Source organism: Acetobacterium tundrae, from assembly GCF_008086615.1.
Lineage (GTDB): Bacteria > Bacillota > Clostridia > Eubacteriales > Eubacteriaceae > Acetobacterium > Acetobacterium tundrae.
Genome location: NZ_RXYB01000007.1, coordinates 1 through 16358 on the forward strand (window position 1 = coordinate 1; position 16358 = coordinate 16358).

At 39.5% G+C, this 16358-nt stretch carries 17 protein-coding genes; 1 reads left to right on the top strand and 16 read right to left on the bottom strand.

All coding sequences use genetic code 11. From position 1 onward, the window contains the following. Positions 1-342: homoserine O-acetyltransferase/O-succinyltransferase family protein (locus FZC40_RS07195; protein WP_187389063.1), on the top strand; the 342-nt coding region annotated here is incomplete at its 5' end. Positions 343-465: 123 nt separating this feature from the next. Here FZC40_RS07195 and FZC40_RS07200 read toward each other — a convergent pair. The 16 genes from FZC40_RS07200 to FZC40_RS07275 form a co-directional block, all read right to left on the bottom strand. Beyond that, positions 466-1800: a RuBisCO large subunit C-terminal-like domain-containing protein gene (locus FZC40_RS07200; protein ID WP_243135774.1), complete on the bottom strand. Its 1335-nt coding sequence runs from the start codon at positions 1798-1800 to the stop codon at positions 466-468. 158 nt (positions 1801-1958) lie between these two features. Continuing rightward, complete coding sequence (locus FZC40_RS07205; RefSeq protein WP_148603236.1) at positions 1959-2291, bottom strand: cupin domain-containing protein; 333 nt, start codon at positions 2289-2291, stop codon at positions 1959-1961. 19 nt (positions 2292-2310) lie between these two features. Then, positions 2311-2679, bottom strand: a complete 369-nt coding sequence (locus FZC40_RS07210; RefSeq protein WP_148603237.1) for a DUF1667 domain-containing protein — start codon at positions 2677-2679, stop codon at positions 2311-2313. Between the two features lie 19 nt (positions 2680-2698). Next, positions 2699-3976, bottom strand: coding sequence for an NAD(P)/FAD-dependent oxidoreductase (locus tag FZC40_RS07215; protein WP_148603238.1), 1278 nt, complete (start codon positions 3974-3976; stop codon positions 2699-2701). Continuing rightward, the gene (locus tag FZC40_RS07220; protein WP_148603239.1) at positions 3957-5456 is read right to left on the bottom strand and encodes an NAD(P)/FAD-dependent oxidoreductase; all 1500 of its coding nucleotides are present in this window, start codon (positions 5454-5456) and stop codon (positions 3957-3959) included. The genes FZC40_RS07215 and FZC40_RS07220 overlap by 20 nt, the downstream gene beginning before the upstream one ends. 103 nt (positions 5457-5559) lie before the next feature. Further along, entirely contained in the window at positions 5560-7062 is a 1503-nt protein-coding gene (gene glpK, locus FZC40_RS07225) for a glycerol kinase GlpK (RefSeq protein WP_148603240.1), read from the bottom strand. 57 nt (positions 7063-7119) lie between these two features. Further along, positions 7120-8139: a sugar-binding transcriptional regulator gene (locus FZC40_RS07230; RefSeq protein WP_148603241.1), complete on the bottom strand. Its 1020-nt coding sequence runs from the start codon at positions 8137-8139 to the stop codon at positions 7120-7122. Between the two features lie 303 nt (positions 8140-8442). Continuing rightward, the gene (locus FZC40_RS07235) at positions 8443-8871 is read right to left on the bottom strand and encodes a hypothetical protein (protein ID WP_148603242.1); all 429 of its coding nucleotides are present in this window, start codon (positions 8869-8871) and stop codon (positions 8443-8445) included. A 26-nt stretch (positions 8872-8897) separates the two neighbouring features. Next, positions 8898-9317, bottom strand: a complete 420-nt coding sequence (locus tag FZC40_RS07240; RefSeq protein ID WP_148603243.1) for a hypothetical protein — start codon at positions 9315-9317, stop codon at positions 8898-8900. A gap of 324 nt (positions 9318-9641) precedes the next feature. Then, positions 9642-10937, bottom strand: coding sequence for an S-methyl-5-thioribose kinase (mtnK, locus tag FZC40_RS07245; protein ID WP_148603244.1), 1296 nt, complete (start codon positions 10935-10937; stop codon positions 9642-9644). Between the two features lie 120 nt (positions 10938-11057). After that, positions 11058-11831 carry an ABC transporter permease gene (locus tag FZC40_RS07250; RefSeq protein ID WP_148603245.1) on the bottom strand — a complete coding sequence of 258 codons (774 nt, stop codon included), beginning with the start codon at positions 11829-11831 and terminating at the stop codon, positions 11058-11060. Next, positions 11831-12460 (bottom strand): ABC transporter ATP-binding protein, encoded by a 630-nt coding sequence (locus FZC40_RS07255; RefSeq protein ID WP_148603246.1) that lies wholly within the window; start codon positions 12458-12460, stop codon positions 11831-11833. Before FZC40_RS07255 ends, FZC40_RS07250 begins: the two co-directional genes overlap by 1 nt. Next, entirely contained in the window at positions 12451-13275 is an 825-nt protein-coding gene (locus FZC40_RS07260; RefSeq protein ID WP_148603247.1) for a nitroreductase family protein, read from the bottom strand. The genes FZC40_RS07255 and FZC40_RS07260 overlap by 10 nt, the downstream gene beginning before the upstream one ends. A gap of 60 nt (positions 13276-13335) precedes the next feature. Next, positions 13336-14169: an undecaprenyl-diphosphate phosphatase gene (locus FZC40_RS07265; protein WP_148603248.1), complete on the bottom strand. Its 834-nt coding sequence runs from the start codon at positions 14167-14169 to the stop codon at positions 13336-13338. Between the two features lie 213 nt (positions 14170-14382). Then, positions 14383-15621, bottom strand: coding sequence for a serpin family protein (locus tag FZC40_RS07270; protein WP_186843669.1), 1239 nt, complete (start codon positions 15619-15621; stop codon positions 14383-14385). A gap of 97 nt (positions 15622-15718) precedes the next feature. Continuing rightward, positions 15719-16282 carry a carbonic anhydrase gene (locus FZC40_RS07275; RefSeq protein ID WP_148603250.1) on the bottom strand — a complete coding sequence of 188 codons (564 nt, stop codon included), beginning with the start codon at positions 16280-16282 and terminating at the stop codon, positions 15719-15721. Positions 16283-16358: the final 76 nt, after the last annotated feature.

Genomic DNA, 16358 nt, shown 5'->3' on the forward strand with positions numbered 1-16358 from the left:
ACCGGTATTGATCGCGAGCCAATTGATGCCCATCCCGATTTAGAAGTCATGGCGTCTTCTGATGAAGTGGGTGTTTATATTGTAATCGCCCATGAAGGACGCCAGATTTTTGTAACCGGCCATAGTGAATATGATCCTGAAACGCTAAAAGGTGAATACGATCGCGATATTTCCCAAGGGAAACCGATTAATGTTCCCAAAAATTATTACCCCAATGATGACCCTACCCAACCTCCCGTCGTGCGGTGGCGGGGGCATGCCAACCTCCTGTTCAGCAACTGGTTAAACTACTACGTTTATCAGGAAACACCCTATGACAACATGTCAATCGCTGAACTTTAAATCATTCCAAAAACACCACCTGAAAAAGAGAACCAGCAAACTTTATATCATAAAGTTTGCTGGTTCTCTTCAAATTATATCTGTAAGTCTATTATGGCCTAAATAAGGGGGTAAAAGCCATCGTTAGATCAGATAGTTTTCCTTAACGTTTCCTTTTCCGTAAACACCCCATTTAGCTAAGGCAATGCCTAATTCTTCATGTTCTCTGCCGGCTTCTTCTAAATCCTGTCCGTTCATATAGGCATCGATAGCTTGTCTAAATGCTACCGCACCTTTTCTTGGTCCTTGCGGATGACCGTGGATAGCGGCTCCGACACCCAGTAAGCAGTCATTTCCGGTTTTATCAAGAATGATCGGGATTAAGCCTTCAATAACGCCGCCGCCCATAAATGGTACTGACGTGTTCATATCGTATAATTTGCCTGAGCAGGCGATGACTCTTGAAATATATTTGTTTTCAACATTGTCGAATTTTCCCCATGGTGCTTCAATTAAGATGATGTCCGCACCACACATTCTGGTTAATTTTGTCAATACGACTGAGCTTACGCCCTGATATTTAGCTACTGATTGAGCTCCGCCAAAGCAGCAATGTGCTAAAATCGGAACATTGATTCTGGGATCTTCGGCCAAATCTCTCAGTGCCGATAAACCGATTCCGAAGACGTCAACCATGATTCCATTGGCACCGGCGGCGATTGCTCTTAAGGCATTATCTTTTAGTCTTGAAACCTCATCGGTGATGTTAACCGTATAAAGTGTTTTTTCGCCTTTAATAGCATCTGCCTTTGCAGCTGCTGCCATATTCATTTTTACGCGGTCTTCAAGTTTGTTGAAGACTCGGTCGCCACCGATTAATTCATCATCTTTGATGATATCAACTCCGCCGACTGCCGCTTCAAAGAATAATTTTGCTCCGACTTCCGGTGTGTATCCGGTACATGGCTTAATCATGTTATTTAACAATGGTCGGTCATAAACCCCTAAAAGATCTCGGACTCCCTTAATGCCGAATTTTGGTCCTTTGAATTTTTTTACAAAGTTCTTAGGGAAATCAACATCTAAAAGTTTTAGATACGGCATCGCGGTGATATTACCGGTTACTGTCGCAAAGAATAATGGTAAATTATCATCAACGTTATCAACCGGGAAACCGATTCTCATGATATAGAATCGCATTCCGCCATCAGGCACCGTTTGGTCAAGATCCATTTTTAATTCAAAATCAGGTACTTCGTATACGCCGATTGTTTTGCCGGCATATTTTTCTCTGATTTCATCGGTTTCGCCGGGAACGTCTACCCATGAGCCGGTTGTTTGTTCAATGGCAATACTTGCTGCCTTTAAAATTGGGTCTTCATCCTTTTCAGCTCCAACTAAATAAGTTGCAACGATTAAGTTTTCAACATCTGCACCTTCATAAAGCTTGTTCAATACATTACTATACAGTCTGTTCATTTTTTCCTCCATCACTTTTTGAGTGTTTAAATTTGGTTTGTATTATTCTATTTCTGCTGGTAATACTGACTGGTTATTGCGTAAATAGGATCCTTAACTACATTCTAATCAGCATTGGAATTATTATCAATATGGAAAATATTTTCATTCAATCTTTTTTAGATTGCCGCATGAAACCAAAACACCTTTACCGATTCTGAATTTTCGTCTCTCTTTATCGCATGTTGCACACCGGCTGGAACAATAAATGATGTTTCCGGTTCAAGCTTAATTTCCTGATCCCCGACCTTTGCCCATCCGGTTCCTTCCAAAACCAGAAAACCTTCCTGGTCCTCATGCGCCTGTGAATTTGGGTATGCTGTTTTTATATGACAGCTTATCCCCGTTTTGCATCCAGCTACACAACCATTTTTCTCATCGACTAAATAGCGACTCGTATAATCCGGTCTTTGCGTTTCTTCAACGTCTCTCAAACGAACATAGTACTTCATATCAGGACTCCTTTCTTAATCAAGAAACCTTTTTGATACTTCTGCAGCAAACTAAATCCACACCTGTCCCGGCAATGTTCGGCATGACAATATCCCCGACCTTAACCGGCGAATCCATCGCTAATTGAGTGATGGCTTTCATCACTTCAAATATTTTTTCTTTATTAACTGCTTCTCTTGTCTTTACCGGCACGAAAGGCAAAACTCCGTTATTCAGTTTGACTGTTGTAGTGATAATTCGTTTTGGTTCAGTGAACTCTGTTTTCGCATATTTAAGCCCGTTATCACAAGTATAGCCAGTAATCTCATTAATTGTTTTACCGGTGTGTTTTATGGTTATACCGCAGCCTTTAGGGCAGCCAATGCAAATCAACTTTTTTTCTTCCATGGCTTTTTCACCTCCATCCTTATTCTGCTTGTTCCCTGGCAATTGAAATATCAATTGAAGACGTGTCTTTGGTAACAAACTGTCTTGGCAGATTGAAAGTTATCATTGTCCCCGGTTCCACGATTGATTTTTTAACGTTCATTAATACTTTTTCAGAATTGTCTTTTACGACCAGTTTTATATCTTCATCCGGATTTTTCACCCGCAGGAAAAACTTAACGACTTTATCCTGATTATTTAAGGCATCAAAATGCTGTGGCAAAACATAACCAATATTCTTGTCATGGGTAACTTCCACGATCTTTTCTTCTTCATTCATTTTACCGGTGATCAAAGCCGCGGCAGCTTTACCGGCAATTTCAGCCTCCTGGGTAACATTGTCAACCAGATCATGCACATGAAGTACATTCCCGCAGGCAAATACCCAGGGAATATTGGTAATCCGTTTTTCGTTAACAATCGGCCCTTTGGTGACCCGATCCATTTCACAGCCTAATTTGTTGGTCAATTCATTTTCCGGTATTAATCCGACGGAAAGCAAGAGGGTATCGCAGCTTACATACTGCTCTGTTCCTTCGATCGGCTGAAGTTTCTCATCAACCGCTGCAATCGTAACCCCTTCAACTCGGTCTTTGCCATGAATCTCGGTGATGGTGTGACTTAAGAGGAGGGGAATACCAAAATCATCAAGACACTGCACTTTGTTACGGACTAATCCGGTTGAATAAGGCATAACCTCAAGAACCCCTTTGACATTGACCCCTTCTAAGGTAAGTCGTCTTGCCATAATCAATCCGATATCGCCAGAGCCTAAAATCACGACTTCTTTTCCCGGAATGTATCCTTCCAGATTAACATAGTTTTGTGCCGCTCCCGCTGTCATCACGCCGGCAGGTCGCTCACCGGGTATTGTAAGGGCTCCACGGGTTCTTTCTCGGCACCCCATTGCGAGTATTACCGCCTTCGTTTCGACGATAAACATTCCGTCTTTTCGGTTGACCGCAATAATCTGTTGATCTTCCAGTATTTCCAATACCATCGTTCCCAGTTTTACGTCGATATCCGTTTTTTCCACTTCCGTAATAAAACGCTCGGCATATTCCGGTCCGGTCAATTCCTCCTTGAAGTATGATAAACCAAATCCGTTATGGATACACTGATTTAAAATACCACCCAGATATGGCGCTCGCTCACAGATCAGTATTTTTTTAACGCCATTTCTTTTGGCTTCCAGTGCCGATGCCAGCCCGGCCGGGCCGCCGCCAATGACGACTAAATCATATGCTAATTTTTTCATAATTTCGGTCTCCTTCTTCTAAAGATAATTCCTTATTCCTAGAAGCCAATACAAAAGACTTATCTCCCTTTTGTGTAACTTCAAGCGGAGAGATATTCAGCTCTTCACTTAAAATATCCAATACTTTAGGACCACAGAAGCCACCCTGGCAACGTCCCATGCCCGCTCTGACCCTACGTTTGACTGCATCAATATTCGTTGCTGGAATTGGTCGGTGGATTGCCTTTTTTATCTCACCCTTGCTGATCGATTCGCATCGGCAAACTATTTCCCCGAAATCAGGATTCTTTTCGATCAAAGCCGTTCTTTCTTCATAAGGTAGGTCAGCCAGAACCACTGGTGCCTGTCTGCCTTTCTCATAGTTTGTTCGCGGCGCGAAATCCAAGTCATGGTCTGCTTCTCTCACCAGTCCTTCAACCATCGTCGCGATTGCCGGTGCTGACGTTAATCCCGGCGACTGAATCCCGGCAACATTAATGAATCCTGCGACTGTTTTGGCCGGTTCAATGATAAAGTCTTCATTCGTACTGGCTGCTCTCAATCCTGCAAAAGTCGTAATGACATCCCCCATTCTTGGAAGTTGTGGGAATAAATGTGAAATCGTATTTCCATAAATCCCATTTAACGCTATTGATGATGTTGCCAAATCCGTCGTATCATCAATAGTCTCAGCGTTTGAACCGGCCAGCAGGTTACCATCAACCGTCGGAACAATAATCATTCCCTTGGAAACCTTGGTTGGTGCTGAATAAATTGGATGATTTAAAACACTTCTCCATTTTTTATCATACAAGAAATACTCCCCTTTTCTGGGTTTAATCTCAAAATCAACAGCTTCTACCATACCTGCTATTTTATCGGCATATAACCCCGCCGCATTGATAATAACTTTTGCTTCAATATCGCCATTGTTTGTTTTAACACCTTTAACTTTTTTGTCTTCAACAATAACATCTAAAACTTCAGTTCCCAATATAACTTTTGCCCCATTAATCACTGCATTTTCAGCTAACGCTACCGTGAATTCGAAAGGATTGATAATTCCTGTTTCTGGTTCATACAAGCCATATTTTGCCTCCGGATTCAGATTGGGTTCCATTTCATGGAGCTCTTTCTGATTTAAGAGTTTCATTCCCTTGATGCCATTTTTTATGCCGTTTTCCAAGGTTCCCTTCATTCTTTCAAGATCAGATTCTTCAAATCCAACCGTTATTGAGCCCAGTGGTTTTATATAGCCAACACTTAAATCGTCGCACAATTGCTTGATCACTTTGTTTGATTCTAAAGCTAATTTACCTTTTAACGTATCGCCTTTAATATTAAAGCCACTATGAATCATAGCGGAATTTGCTTTACTGGTTCCCATACACACATCACTCGCTTTTTCAACCAGGATAATATCCATATTATATTTTGCCAGCTGATGTGCAATGGAAGCACCAATTACACCACCACCAATTATTAAAACGTCTGTTTTCATGGTGTCACCTCCATATTCTATTTGTAAAAAATGTTCATAGTCTTCGGCAGCACTTACCCGAAGTTTGTCAGCGCTGCCAAAGTAAATAATTTATTAATCTGCTCTACCGGTCATTTGACCATTCAAGGGTTGCTCTTATTGCCCGTTTCCAACCCTTATAAAGATCATCCCGGGATGATTCTTCCATTTTTGGTTTAAACACCGTGTCTACTGTTCTCTTGCGAACGATTTCGTCCTGGTCTTTCCAGAATCCAACTGCCAAGCCGGCTAAATATGCTGCGCCTGCGGCCGTCGTCTCCGTGTTGTCAGGTCTTTCAATATCAACGTTGACAATGTCAGAAGTAAATTGCATCAGCAAATTATTATTACAGGCACCACCATCTACTTTCAATATGGACAATCGTTCGCCCAAGTCTTCCGAGAATGCATCGAACATATCTCTTGTCTGATACCCTAAGGATTCCAGAACTGCTCTGATAATATTATTCTTGGTCGTTCCTCTTTCGATTCCAAATATTGTCGCTCTGGCATAGGAATTCCAATATGGCGCGCATAAACCGGTAAAAGCCGGAATAAAATAGACGCCACAGTTGGTTGTTTTCGCTTTTAGCGCAAAATATTCAGAATCGGGCGATTCATCAAGCATATCCATCTCATCACGGAGCCATTGAATGGCCGATCCGGCCGAGAAGGCAACTGCTTCCAGCAGATATTCCACCTTCCCATTGATCCCCCAACCGATTGTTGTCGTCAATCCGTTGTTTGACAAGAAAGGTTTTTCACCAATATTCACGGTCATAACCCCGGCGGTTCCGTAGGTAAATTTGGCCATACCTTTTTTAAAACAGCATTGACCGAAGGTTGCCGCCTGCTGATCCCCGGCATCTCCGGTAATGGGGATTTCTCGTTTAAATATTTTAGCAGTTACGCCAAAATGACCGCTGCTTTCCTGAACTTTTGGCAGCATACTGGCCGGCACATTCAAGAGCTTCAATAAGTCTTCATCCCACTTGAGATCATGAATGTTAAACATTAAGGTTCGGGAAGCATTGCTGTAATCTGTTGCGTGGGTCTTCCCACCGGTCAGATTCCACATAATCCAGGCATCAACATTTCCAAAGATTAAATCGCCTTTTTCCGCTCTTTCCCTTGCCCCATCAACATTATCAAGTATCCATTTAACTTTTGTTCCGGAAAAATAAGAATCAATCATCAATCCTGTTTTTTCTCTAACGACTGCTTCAATTTTGGGATCATCTGCTTTTAACTGATCACAATATTCTGCAGTTCTTCGATCCTGCCACACGATGGCATTGTAAACAGGTTCTCCGGTTTTTTTGTCCCATACAATTGCTGTTTCGCGCTGGTTTGTGATACCGATCGCAATGATTTCTTCTTCTTTGATGTTTGATTTTTTCATTGCTTTCTCGATAACTTCACTGGTAACCGCCCACATCTCCATCGGATCCTGTTCTACCCATCCTGAAGCCGGATAAAACTGATTAAATTCTTTTGCAAATACACTTACAATATCTCCGTCATGATTAAAGAAAATAGCTCTAATGCTGGTAGTACCCTGGTCAATACTTAAAATATACTCCTTCATCCGTTTCTTACCACCTTTACTTTTATTAAAAATGCAATGGTTAGCATTTTTTCTATTTTAAAATTCTTCCTGTTTTTTTTCTTTCTCTTTTGCATACAGGCTCATAATTTCGCGGCCAAGTGCATAGTCGATAATCAGAACATCCACCAGTTTACCTTTCAGCACTGAAAGGATTGTATGAGCCTTGTGTTCCCCTGATGAAATGGTTATTTTAGTGTTTATCTTCTTAAACTTTTCTAAATCAATTGCAATCGTTCGGTCTCTTAAATCTCCGCCACATTCCTCTCCGCGGTCATTAATAAATCGCAAGGCAATGTCGCCGTACACGTTTTCACTTTGAAGATCTTTCAACTCTGCTTCGGTCAAATAATCTCTGCTGGCTAATACGGAACTCAGGTTCGGATACATCGATCCAATCCCATTGATTGAAATCGTTACTTTATCAAACATATCAAAAACGACTTTCGTGTTTTTTTCATTTCTGATTGAATCAGCAGTCGCTTTACTGCTTAATAATGCTTCTGTCAGAAGATAATATTGCCTCCCGCCGAATGCCATGGCCATTCTTGATACCAGCGTTCTGACATCTAATTCGGAATCGCAAAATGCGATGCTCCCATGAAGTGTAACAAAAGCGGCATCCACTTTTTGGCAAGGATTCAGATAATGGATCAAATAATACATCGTTGTGCCCCAGGTGATACCCAACACGTCATTTTTTCTAATAATTCTCTGCAAATACCTGGCGCCCTCAAGGGCGACAAGCTTCTTAACCGACTCGGCGGTATTTTGCGCATCATCGACATGATTTAAAAAATCATTCGGTGCAATGATCACATCTTTTAATCCAAACGTATTCAGCAGTTCTTCTTCCAGGTGCATGCATTCAATATATGGATCTCTGATAACGAATTCCACAATTTTTTCTTCTCTGGCTTTTTTGATAAGCCGAGAAACAGTTGTTATTGAGATATTCATCTTTTTAGCAATTTCAGTCTGGGACTCATTTTTTATATAGTATAAATAGGCCGCTTTTGAAATTGCAAAATTTGATTGATTATATACTTCAGGTTCCATAATCACCCTTCTTTTTTCAGCTGCTCAAACAAGCATTATTTTGGTTGTTTATCTAAATATAAAAAGCCATTCTGAATAAAAAACTTACAAATTATTACCCTTTTTCTTTTTCGTTATTCAAATTCTGCTTATAATTGTGATTATACTTCCTGTGCTATTTATTAACAATAGTGAAAATATTTTCACTAAAAATTTATTATCGAATCTTAATTTTATAAAATTAAAAAAACGCAGCGATTACATGCTGCGTTCCGGCTCTTAAAAAAAGACTATTCTCTTGCCAATTAGTATTTTCAGACTTTTCTAATATAAAGCTTTCTTTTTTGATAAAACAACTTTAAATTTCCAGCCATTTTCTTTGGCTGCAGATTTTATAATTTGATTGAGCTTTCCTATATCAAAGTCATATTCGTAAGCTTTTCCATCGGTACTATACTGCACTGCCTTGACCTTCCGTGATAATGTAGATCCGTTTTGTGAAAAACTATCCTTTGTGAATCCAAATGAAAAGCCACTCTTAATTTCTTTGGTTAATTCCCAAAAATTGATGGTTTTTTCTTTTTCATTGAATAAAACAGCATTTTCATAATGAATTTTTATTTTCCCAGTTGGATGTTTTACATCTAACAATTCCTGATCAACAGCAATATCTGATGAACCGCCAATTTCAGGGACGATTCCAATAGCCGCATATTGTTTAGCAATACTATCGATCATTTCTTTTTTTTCCATTTTATCACCTTCTTCACATTAAATTCTTATTTAACCACAAATTCATTAACCGTGTCCGGTGTATCACGTTCATCAATATAGATCTCTACTGAATAGTTACCCGGCTGGGTGACAAGTGCTGCCGGCAAATAACCGGCCAGAGGTGCATCGCTAACATTTCCATTTGTAATGGTTATGGAATCTACTTTCTGTCCTTCATAATACCATACAAAGGTAATATTCGTATCGTTCGGTGCATTTTTCAACTCTGCAGCTACATAAACATCGCTATTAACAGGAAATTCTGTCACATTATCAATGGGGGCATAACTATCATCAATACCTGTTGTCATTACCGCATTGCTTACTTTCGCGGTAGTAGCACTGCAACTCGCTCCCATAAATAGCATCGAAACCATAAGAACAGTGATTGCCAATAAATATCCTGCAATTTTAGTCATTTTCATGCTTGTTTCCTCCTAATTGATTAATTTTTATAATATTAATCATATTTTGTCTTGCGGCTACTGGCTAAACAAAACACTTTACAAACGATTACATCACCTATCCCGACCTTCAGCCTTCTAAATTGTTTTACCTCCTTTTTCATTTCTATCTTTCTTTGTGTGATTTTTACCCTTTTATCATCGAAAAAAACAGAATTGTTCAATTATTTCTTAAGCAACCTAAAAAACAACCTTAAATACTTTTTCTGCAAAAAAAGTAATTTAAAGTTGTTTTTTATAAATTATTCAAGCTTATTTAATGATTATTTCTCCACCGTCAGTCTATTATTTTATATGAATTCTAGATAAATCCTGTCCTTTTAAGGCCTTCATTACATCAAAATAACGATAGGTAATTGTTTCGATTATTTTGATGATGTCCTCAACCGTATTCACTTCTTCATGTCTCATAATTAATGCATCAGCAATAAGTAACGAAAGCCGCCTTGCGCAATTACGGCTGAAAGGATTTTTTAACGCATCAAAATCCGGTAAAGGAAGCAGCCCTGCGACCCGACTGACAATTTGGCAACCTGCAAATCCGCATACTTCTTTAACGTAATTCTTAAGAACAACCTCCCGATATTCGGGATACCCCCGATAGATGGGTTTTGCATCTTTATCCCAGCATTCAGAATAGACCCTGATATATTCATTGACCACAGCGCTTATGTAACCCATAATTTCTTTTCGATAGGCTTTTCGAGATTCCCGGGTCCCTTCCGTATGATGGAACCAGGCAATATATTCATAAATCAAATTTCCGATAAGATACCCTGTATCCGATGACAGCGGTCCCATAAAAGGATACTCCATATCGATGACTTTCATCTCATTTTCGCCAATCATGATATTTGACGTATGCAAGTCGCCATGAACTAAACACTCGCTTCTTTTCATGTAAATGGCACGAAGCTTTAACAATTCCACCCGGACTTCCCGTTTATCCCAAAACAATTCAGCCATCGCTAAATGATTGGGGTCAACTTCCGAAATCTTCTCAAGCTTTTCATTGTCTGATGGATATCTTTTTAAAAATTGGCCGGTTTCCATGATTTGTCGCATTTCTGGGTTCATGAACTTACATTCCAGCGCTTTGTGCGCGATCTGATCTAAATAAATTTCCGATGTATAAAAATTTGATTTTGCAATATATTCCCCAATTTTTTTGGGGAATTCAGGGAACGATTTTCCCTTAATTAATTCAAAACGCATAATTTTCAGGCGACTGCAATCTTCATAAACAAATAAATTGTTTTGCGGATCGACATGATACATTTCCGGCAAATATTCCGGGGTGATTGCCGCCCTCAGCTTAATAATTGCCGCTTCGGTCTGATTTCGTTTTGTCGTCAGTTTTGCCGCTTTTCCAAAAATGCGCATATAGGGCTTAGCCTGCTTTACAATAACTGATTTTCCGGTTTTATCCCAAACCCGATAAATGTGATTGACAAAACCGTCCCCGTCTTCTTCTTCGCCGCCGATTTCATAGACATCAAGGATTGCCTCTGCGGGAAAAATGTTCGTATATGCTTTTATATATTCAATGACTGTTTCCGGATTCAAATCGCTGTAGAACATATCTTACCTCGCATCATTTTACTTGATAACCATTTTTATTCATTCTATCATGATCGTGAGTCTAATGAAATGAACTATTTATTTCAATAATGCGATTTTTTTGCATATTCACCTTATAATCTAGCTTTTTAAACGATCATATGAATCAAATGCCTTTTTCCGGGTTAAAAGAATTGATAAATGAATGCCAAAGTATCGAGAGATTAAGATCGCCGCCATAATTACAATTTGGTAAACAATCGCCGTCATCGGCATGGAACCACCTAAAATTTGACCCGTCATCATGCCGGGAAGCGAAACCAAACCGATCGTTTCCGTTGTCGCAATGGTAGGGTTTAAACAAGCTATAACCGCTTCTTTGTACCAGGGCAGCGTTGCTTCCCATTGATTGGCAGACAAAGCTAACCGGTAATGATATTCTCGTTCATTTTTTTTCAATCCATTATAGAAGGTATTGATCCCAATGATATTCCCGCTTAAACTATTACCCAATAGCATTCCCATTAAAGGAATATAATATTGGGCATCAAAAATGTTATTGAGTCCAATAACAAATTGATTAATAAAAAGAATCATGATCATATTGGGAATTCCAAAGCCCAGTAAAATAGGGATTAGTTGGCTCTTTAAGGTTAATCCGCAGGTTTTTACCGTTGACAAAGCAGCTGCTGAAATCATAAAAAGAATGTAGGCTGAATTTACCCAGGGGTTATTAAAAAGAAAAATATATTGAAGAAAAAATCCGACTAAAACTAATTGAATCGTCATCCGAAATACAGCATAAATAAAGCGTTTATTTATGTTTATTCGCATCTTGTAATTGATTATTACGAGTGGAATCATAAAAACAAGTAAATAAAAAGGTGTGTAAAATGATATTTCCTGAACGCCCATTACCAAGACACCTCCGTTAGCCCCCGGCCATGATAGACATCATCGTGTGATACAATCAGCATCGTCTTATCATAGCGCAATAAGATATCCACAATCTTTTTCTTGAGTTCTAAGTCCAACCCCGTTGTGATTTCATCCAATATCAAAATATCACGATCCAACAGAATTCCCATGATGATTGCCAATCGCTGACGTTCACCACCGGAAAGGGAATTCACATCTTTTTCAATTGTATCCGATGGCAGTAAAAAATCATCAAGCCACTTTATTAAATGCTCTTTTGTGTATTTCAAATGACGATTAGCCTGAAATTTAAATACTTCATCGAATACTTCGCCGACAATTCCTTTTGGGATGTCGGCATCTTGACTCACATAGGCTATTTTCTTTCGAATAAGATTGACCGTATCCCCGGATAATTTCATTTCATCAACAAAAATTTCACCATTATCCGGAATAACAAAACCTAACAGCATTTTAACCAGGGACGTTTTTCCGCTTCCCGACGGTGCTGATAAAAGGACTTTTTCATTCTTATTTATTTCAAGATTGAATCCTGAAATAATCGTCCTTTCATCAAATTTCAAATCAATATTTCGATATTCAACCAGCGGCATTTTTATCGCCATGAAATTTCCGGTTTTTTACGTGGCACGGTTCGCTGATATTCAACTCCCGGATAACCGATAACCAAACAGGCGATGATCTTTTTTGCATTGTCTTCAAGACCTAAAAAGGCCCTGATCTTTTCACTATTGTTGGCAGCACGAACAAAAAAACCGCTGTAAAACATTCCCAAGCCCTGGGCCTGAGTCATTAATTCCATTGATGATGCCGCCAAACCTCCATCAATCGGAGAATCGGAAACAACCAATATAACATTAGGTGCTTTAAAAAACAAACTTGTCGGCTGCTCCGGTTTTTCCAGATAGTCCTCATACATTTTCATCCATCGCTTCGCATAAAATAAAACCAATGGTGTTTCATTCTCTTTGTTTTTCAAATAGCCTTTTCCAATCTGAGCCAGGCTTTCCAAAGCCAACTTTGTCAGTTCAGGAAGCCCCTCTTGAACAACAATATAAGATACCGGCTGGCGGTTGCTTCCCGTCGGTGTAAAACGGCCGGCTTCAATAATCTGTTCGATCTTGTTTTTCTCCACCGGTTTATCTTTAAATTGACGAACCGCCCGTCTGAATTTAATAAAATTGAGCAGCTTTTCTGAGCCTATCGCAAAACTCTCGGCATCATATTCTTTCACCTCTGTCATGTCGTAATCCGTTATGCTCACGGCATTGACCGGACAAATGGCAATACAATGCCCACATTTTATACAATTGACATTTTTAGGTTCGGCCTTATCATTCTTGACAACAATATCCTGTGGAAAGCAGTCCTCGACACATTTTTCACAGCCAATACATTTTTCCTGATTAATCTCAATCATTTTTGCCTCCCTTAATATATTAATCTTTTTCAGTGCCTGCAGCGAATTGAAAATCCCGGTTTATAATTGACCGGCGATTAAGAAATAGGCTAACACAATCACCCCTAATACGATTCTGTACCATCCAAAAATCTTGAAGTTATTCTTTTTAATATAGTTCATTAAGAACTTAATCGCTAGTATTGACGTTAGAAAAGCGGTAACCATTCCGACCAGCAGAATAACCACTTCCCAACCGGTAAAAGCAAATCCGAACTGAACGAGTTTTAAAAAGCTTATCCCAAACATAACCGGAATGGCCATGAAGAAAGTAAATTCTGCCGCAATCGTTCGGGATGTTCCCAGAATCATACCGCCAATAATTGTCACTCCGGAACGGGAAGTCCCTGGTATAATCGATAATGCCTGAAACAAACCAATCAACAATGCAGTTTTATAAGTAATCTCGGGTAATTTGACGATTTCCGGTTTTCGTTTTTTGTTGTAATTCTCAACCACAATAAAGAGAATCCCATAAAAAATCAACATTGCTGAAACGGTTATTGGATTCATGAACAATTCATCAATGATCTTGTTAAGCAATACATATATCACGATTCCTGGCAGACAGGCCACCACAATTTTCGACCACAGTATTGCAATGTTTTTCCTTACCACCAACTTTTTGTCCTTGTATGTAAATGGCACCAATTTGTGCCAGTAAATATAGACAACTGCTAAAATCGCCCCTAATTGAATCACATATAGGAACATCTTTATGAACGAATCCGACATGTTCAGTTTTATAAACTCGTCCACTAAAATCATATGTCCGGTACTGCTAATCGGCAACCACTCGGTTATCCCTTCTACAATGCCCAGAATGATGGCTTTTAAAATCTCTATAAATCCCATATTTCCCTCTCTTTTGTCCTTATTTATAACGTCCTTAATCTCTTTAGTCAGATGTTTTTCTATTTAACTGTTGAGATAATAAACTGCTAACATTAATATTACTTTTTAATGCAAAAAATTACAACTTTTTTTAATATATTTAAGCTAATATTTCAAAAAAGAATGGTGCCGACTCAATTGAGACGGCACCGCTTTTTTTCTGACAACAGACTATTAGTTGCTGGGATTTTGGACTGCACCCATAAAAACAATCGCCCCGGTCTGACTGTCCTGAATGGCATAAAAGAAAGGACGGTTGAATTTCAGTTCAAAATCATACTCCGGCATGCTGGTAGCCGTCATTCCCGTCGAGGTTACCGCTGCTGCTTCTGTACCTGCCTCATCCACTTGAAGAAAGGTTTTATGTTTGACTTCACTGATGAAAATATTTTGGCTGGAATCACCGGTCGCCATCCCGGAGAAATCTGCCTTACCACTTTCAAAAGCGATACCCAATCCTAAATTTGTCAACGCTTGATTTAAAGTCTTTTCGTATGCTATTGAAAATTTCGGAAGCATGAGGGTCCCCTGTTTTTCCTCAAAAGAGGAAAGCCAACCGGCCCAGTTTTCGCTGTTAAGCTGGCTCTGGAATTGCTCCAGACTTGAGTCTTCATCCGGCAGGAAGAGAACCATCGCCATTCGATCTTCCTCCCCATAAGGCAAACGCAGCGCTTGAAAGTTCTGGCCTTTAAAATAGCTGAAAGAGCCACTCTGATACATCGTGGGCACCGTCACCGACTGATCATCTTGGGTAAAAAATGTTTGGTCAGATGTCAAATTCTTATCAAACTGGTGGGTCCATTCGCCTTTAAAATAAACGGCATTGATAAGAAACAGAATACTTGAAGGATCAACCGGCGGCTCCACAATTTCTGTAATCAACCCCTGGGTATTTTTCTTAACCCATTTGTTGATGATATTGGCTGCATTGGAATCGTTAAAGTCCAACTTCTGACTAGCGGCATGATAAAAAGCTTCAACATTATTTGTAAATTCAGAAGCGAATTCAAAATCCTGATTCAGCCAGACGGAATTGGCAATACTCAGTGTCACCTTTGGATCTGCCGTGCTTAACAGATAAAGAAGGGCCTGGTTATTCTTGTTCAGTTCTTCAATCTCATAACCTTTTACTTTTAATACCTCAGCCATCGCTTCTTTTGTATCTCCCTGAGCGCCATTATATGCCATAGTTAAATCCATGGCGACACTGGTCGGTGAAATCATGATGTTTTCACCGTCACTGGAGAGTTCTCGATAGAGATTAAAACCGAAATCATTGTTTTTATCTGCTATGGTTTTTTGAAAAGAATTAAGAATGCTGTCACTAGGTTTAGGTACTGCAGACGTCTGATTTTCGCAACCTGATAGCAGTAAACTGGCTGTTATCAGCCCAGCTATAACTGATTTTTTCATTTCCATATAATCTCCTTTCTCACGATTCTACAGAATTGCATGTCCATATTATTGCTTTCCTGAACTGCAGAATTTTAAAATTCATCCAACCGGGTAATTAAAAAAAGTCGACCTTTCCGGTACTTATATCATATTTCGCCCCAAACACCTTAACACTTTCCGCCTCCACCAGTTCATTAACCAACTTACTACTTAAAATTCGGTTCCTGCTGTTTTCAATATTAAGCCGCTCACAGATACTGACATCTGCTTCCTCTTTAAGGGCTGGTTTTATTTCATCAATTATCGATTGGATATGCCCTTCTCCATGTCCGAACATAGCGGCTGAAACAGCTCCGCAATGATTATGCCCCAATACGATAACAACACGTACCCCTAAATGTCCGACTGCATATTCAATGCTTCCTAATTCAAAATCACCAATGACGTTCCCTGCTGTTCTGATTACAAAAAGTTCACCGATACCGGCAGAAAAAATATGCTCCGGGGGCACCCGGGAATCCGAGCAGGTAACAATCACCGCATCCGGTTTTTGTCCATCCCGGGAAGTTGTTGTCCTGACGAAACTAGAAATATCGCCATGGTTCTTCTCTAGTTTTGTAAAATTTTCATTGCCTTTTTTCAGTGTTTCAATTACTGTTTCAATTCCCTTTATTCCCATTGTATCCACTCACTAACCTTTTTCAAATTTTTTTCGCTATTATAAACACTTGTTAAAATTCATTGGAATTTAAATT

Coding starts and splice junctions, on each gene's coding strand:
- FZC40_RS07200 (WP_243135774.1), bottom strand. CDS start 1,800: ATGAACAGACTGTATAGTAATGTATTGAACAAGCTTTATGAAGGTGCA.
- FZC40_RS07205 (WP_148603236.1), bottom strand. CDS start 2,291: ATGAAGTACTATGTTCGTTTGAGAGACGTTGAAGAAACGCAAAGACCG.
- FZC40_RS07210 (WP_148603237.1), bottom strand. CDS start 2,679: ATGGAAGAAAAAAAGTTGATTTGCATTGGCTGCCCTAAAGGCTGCGGT.
- FZC40_RS07215 (WP_148603238.1), bottom strand. CDS start 3,976: ATGAAAAAATTAGCATATGATTTAGTCGTCATTGGCGGCGGCCCGGCC.
- FZC40_RS07220 (WP_148603239.1), bottom strand. CDS start 5,456: ATGAAAACAGACGTTTTAATAATTGGTGGTGGTGTAATTGGTGCTTCC.
- glpK (WP_148603240.1), bottom strand. CDS start 7,062: ATGAAGGAGTATATTTTAAGTATTGACCAGGGTACTACCAGCATTAGA.
- FZC40_RS07230 (WP_148603241.1), bottom strand. CDS start 8,139: ATGGAACCTGAAGTATATAATCAATCAAATTTTGCAATTTCAAAAGCG.
- FZC40_RS07235 (WP_148603242.1), bottom strand. CDS start 8,871: ATGGAAAAAAAAGAAATGATCGATAGTATTGCTAAACAATATGCGGCT.
- FZC40_RS07240 (WP_148603243.1), bottom strand. CDS start 9,317: ATGAAAATGACTAAAATTGCAGGATATTTATTGGCAATCACTGTTCTT.
- mtnK (WP_148603244.1), bottom strand. CDS start 10,937: ATGTTCTACAGCGATTTGAATCCGGAAACAGTCATTGAATATATAAAA.
- FZC40_RS07250 (WP_148603245.1), bottom strand. CDS start 11,831: ATGGGCGTTCAGGAAATATCATTTTACACACCTTTTTATTTACTTGTT.
- FZC40_RS07255 (WP_148603246.1), bottom strand. CDS start 12,460: ATGGCGATAAAAATGCCGCTGGTTGAATATCGAAATATTGATTTGAAA.
- FZC40_RS07260 (WP_148603247.1), bottom strand. CDS start 13,275: ATGATTGAGATTAATCAGGAAAAATGTATTGGCTGTGAAAAATGTGTC.
- FZC40_RS07265 (WP_148603248.1), bottom strand. CDS start 14,169: ATGGGATTTATAGAGATTTTAAAAGCCATCATTCTGGGCATTGTAGAA.
- FZC40_RS07270 (WP_186843669.1), bottom strand. CDS start 15,621: ATGAAAAAATCAGTTATAGCTGGGCTGATAACAGCCAGTTTACTGCTA.
- FZC40_RS07275 (WP_148603250.1), bottom strand. CDS start 16,282: ATGGGAATAAAGGGAATTGAAACAGTAATTGAAACACTGAAAAAAGGC.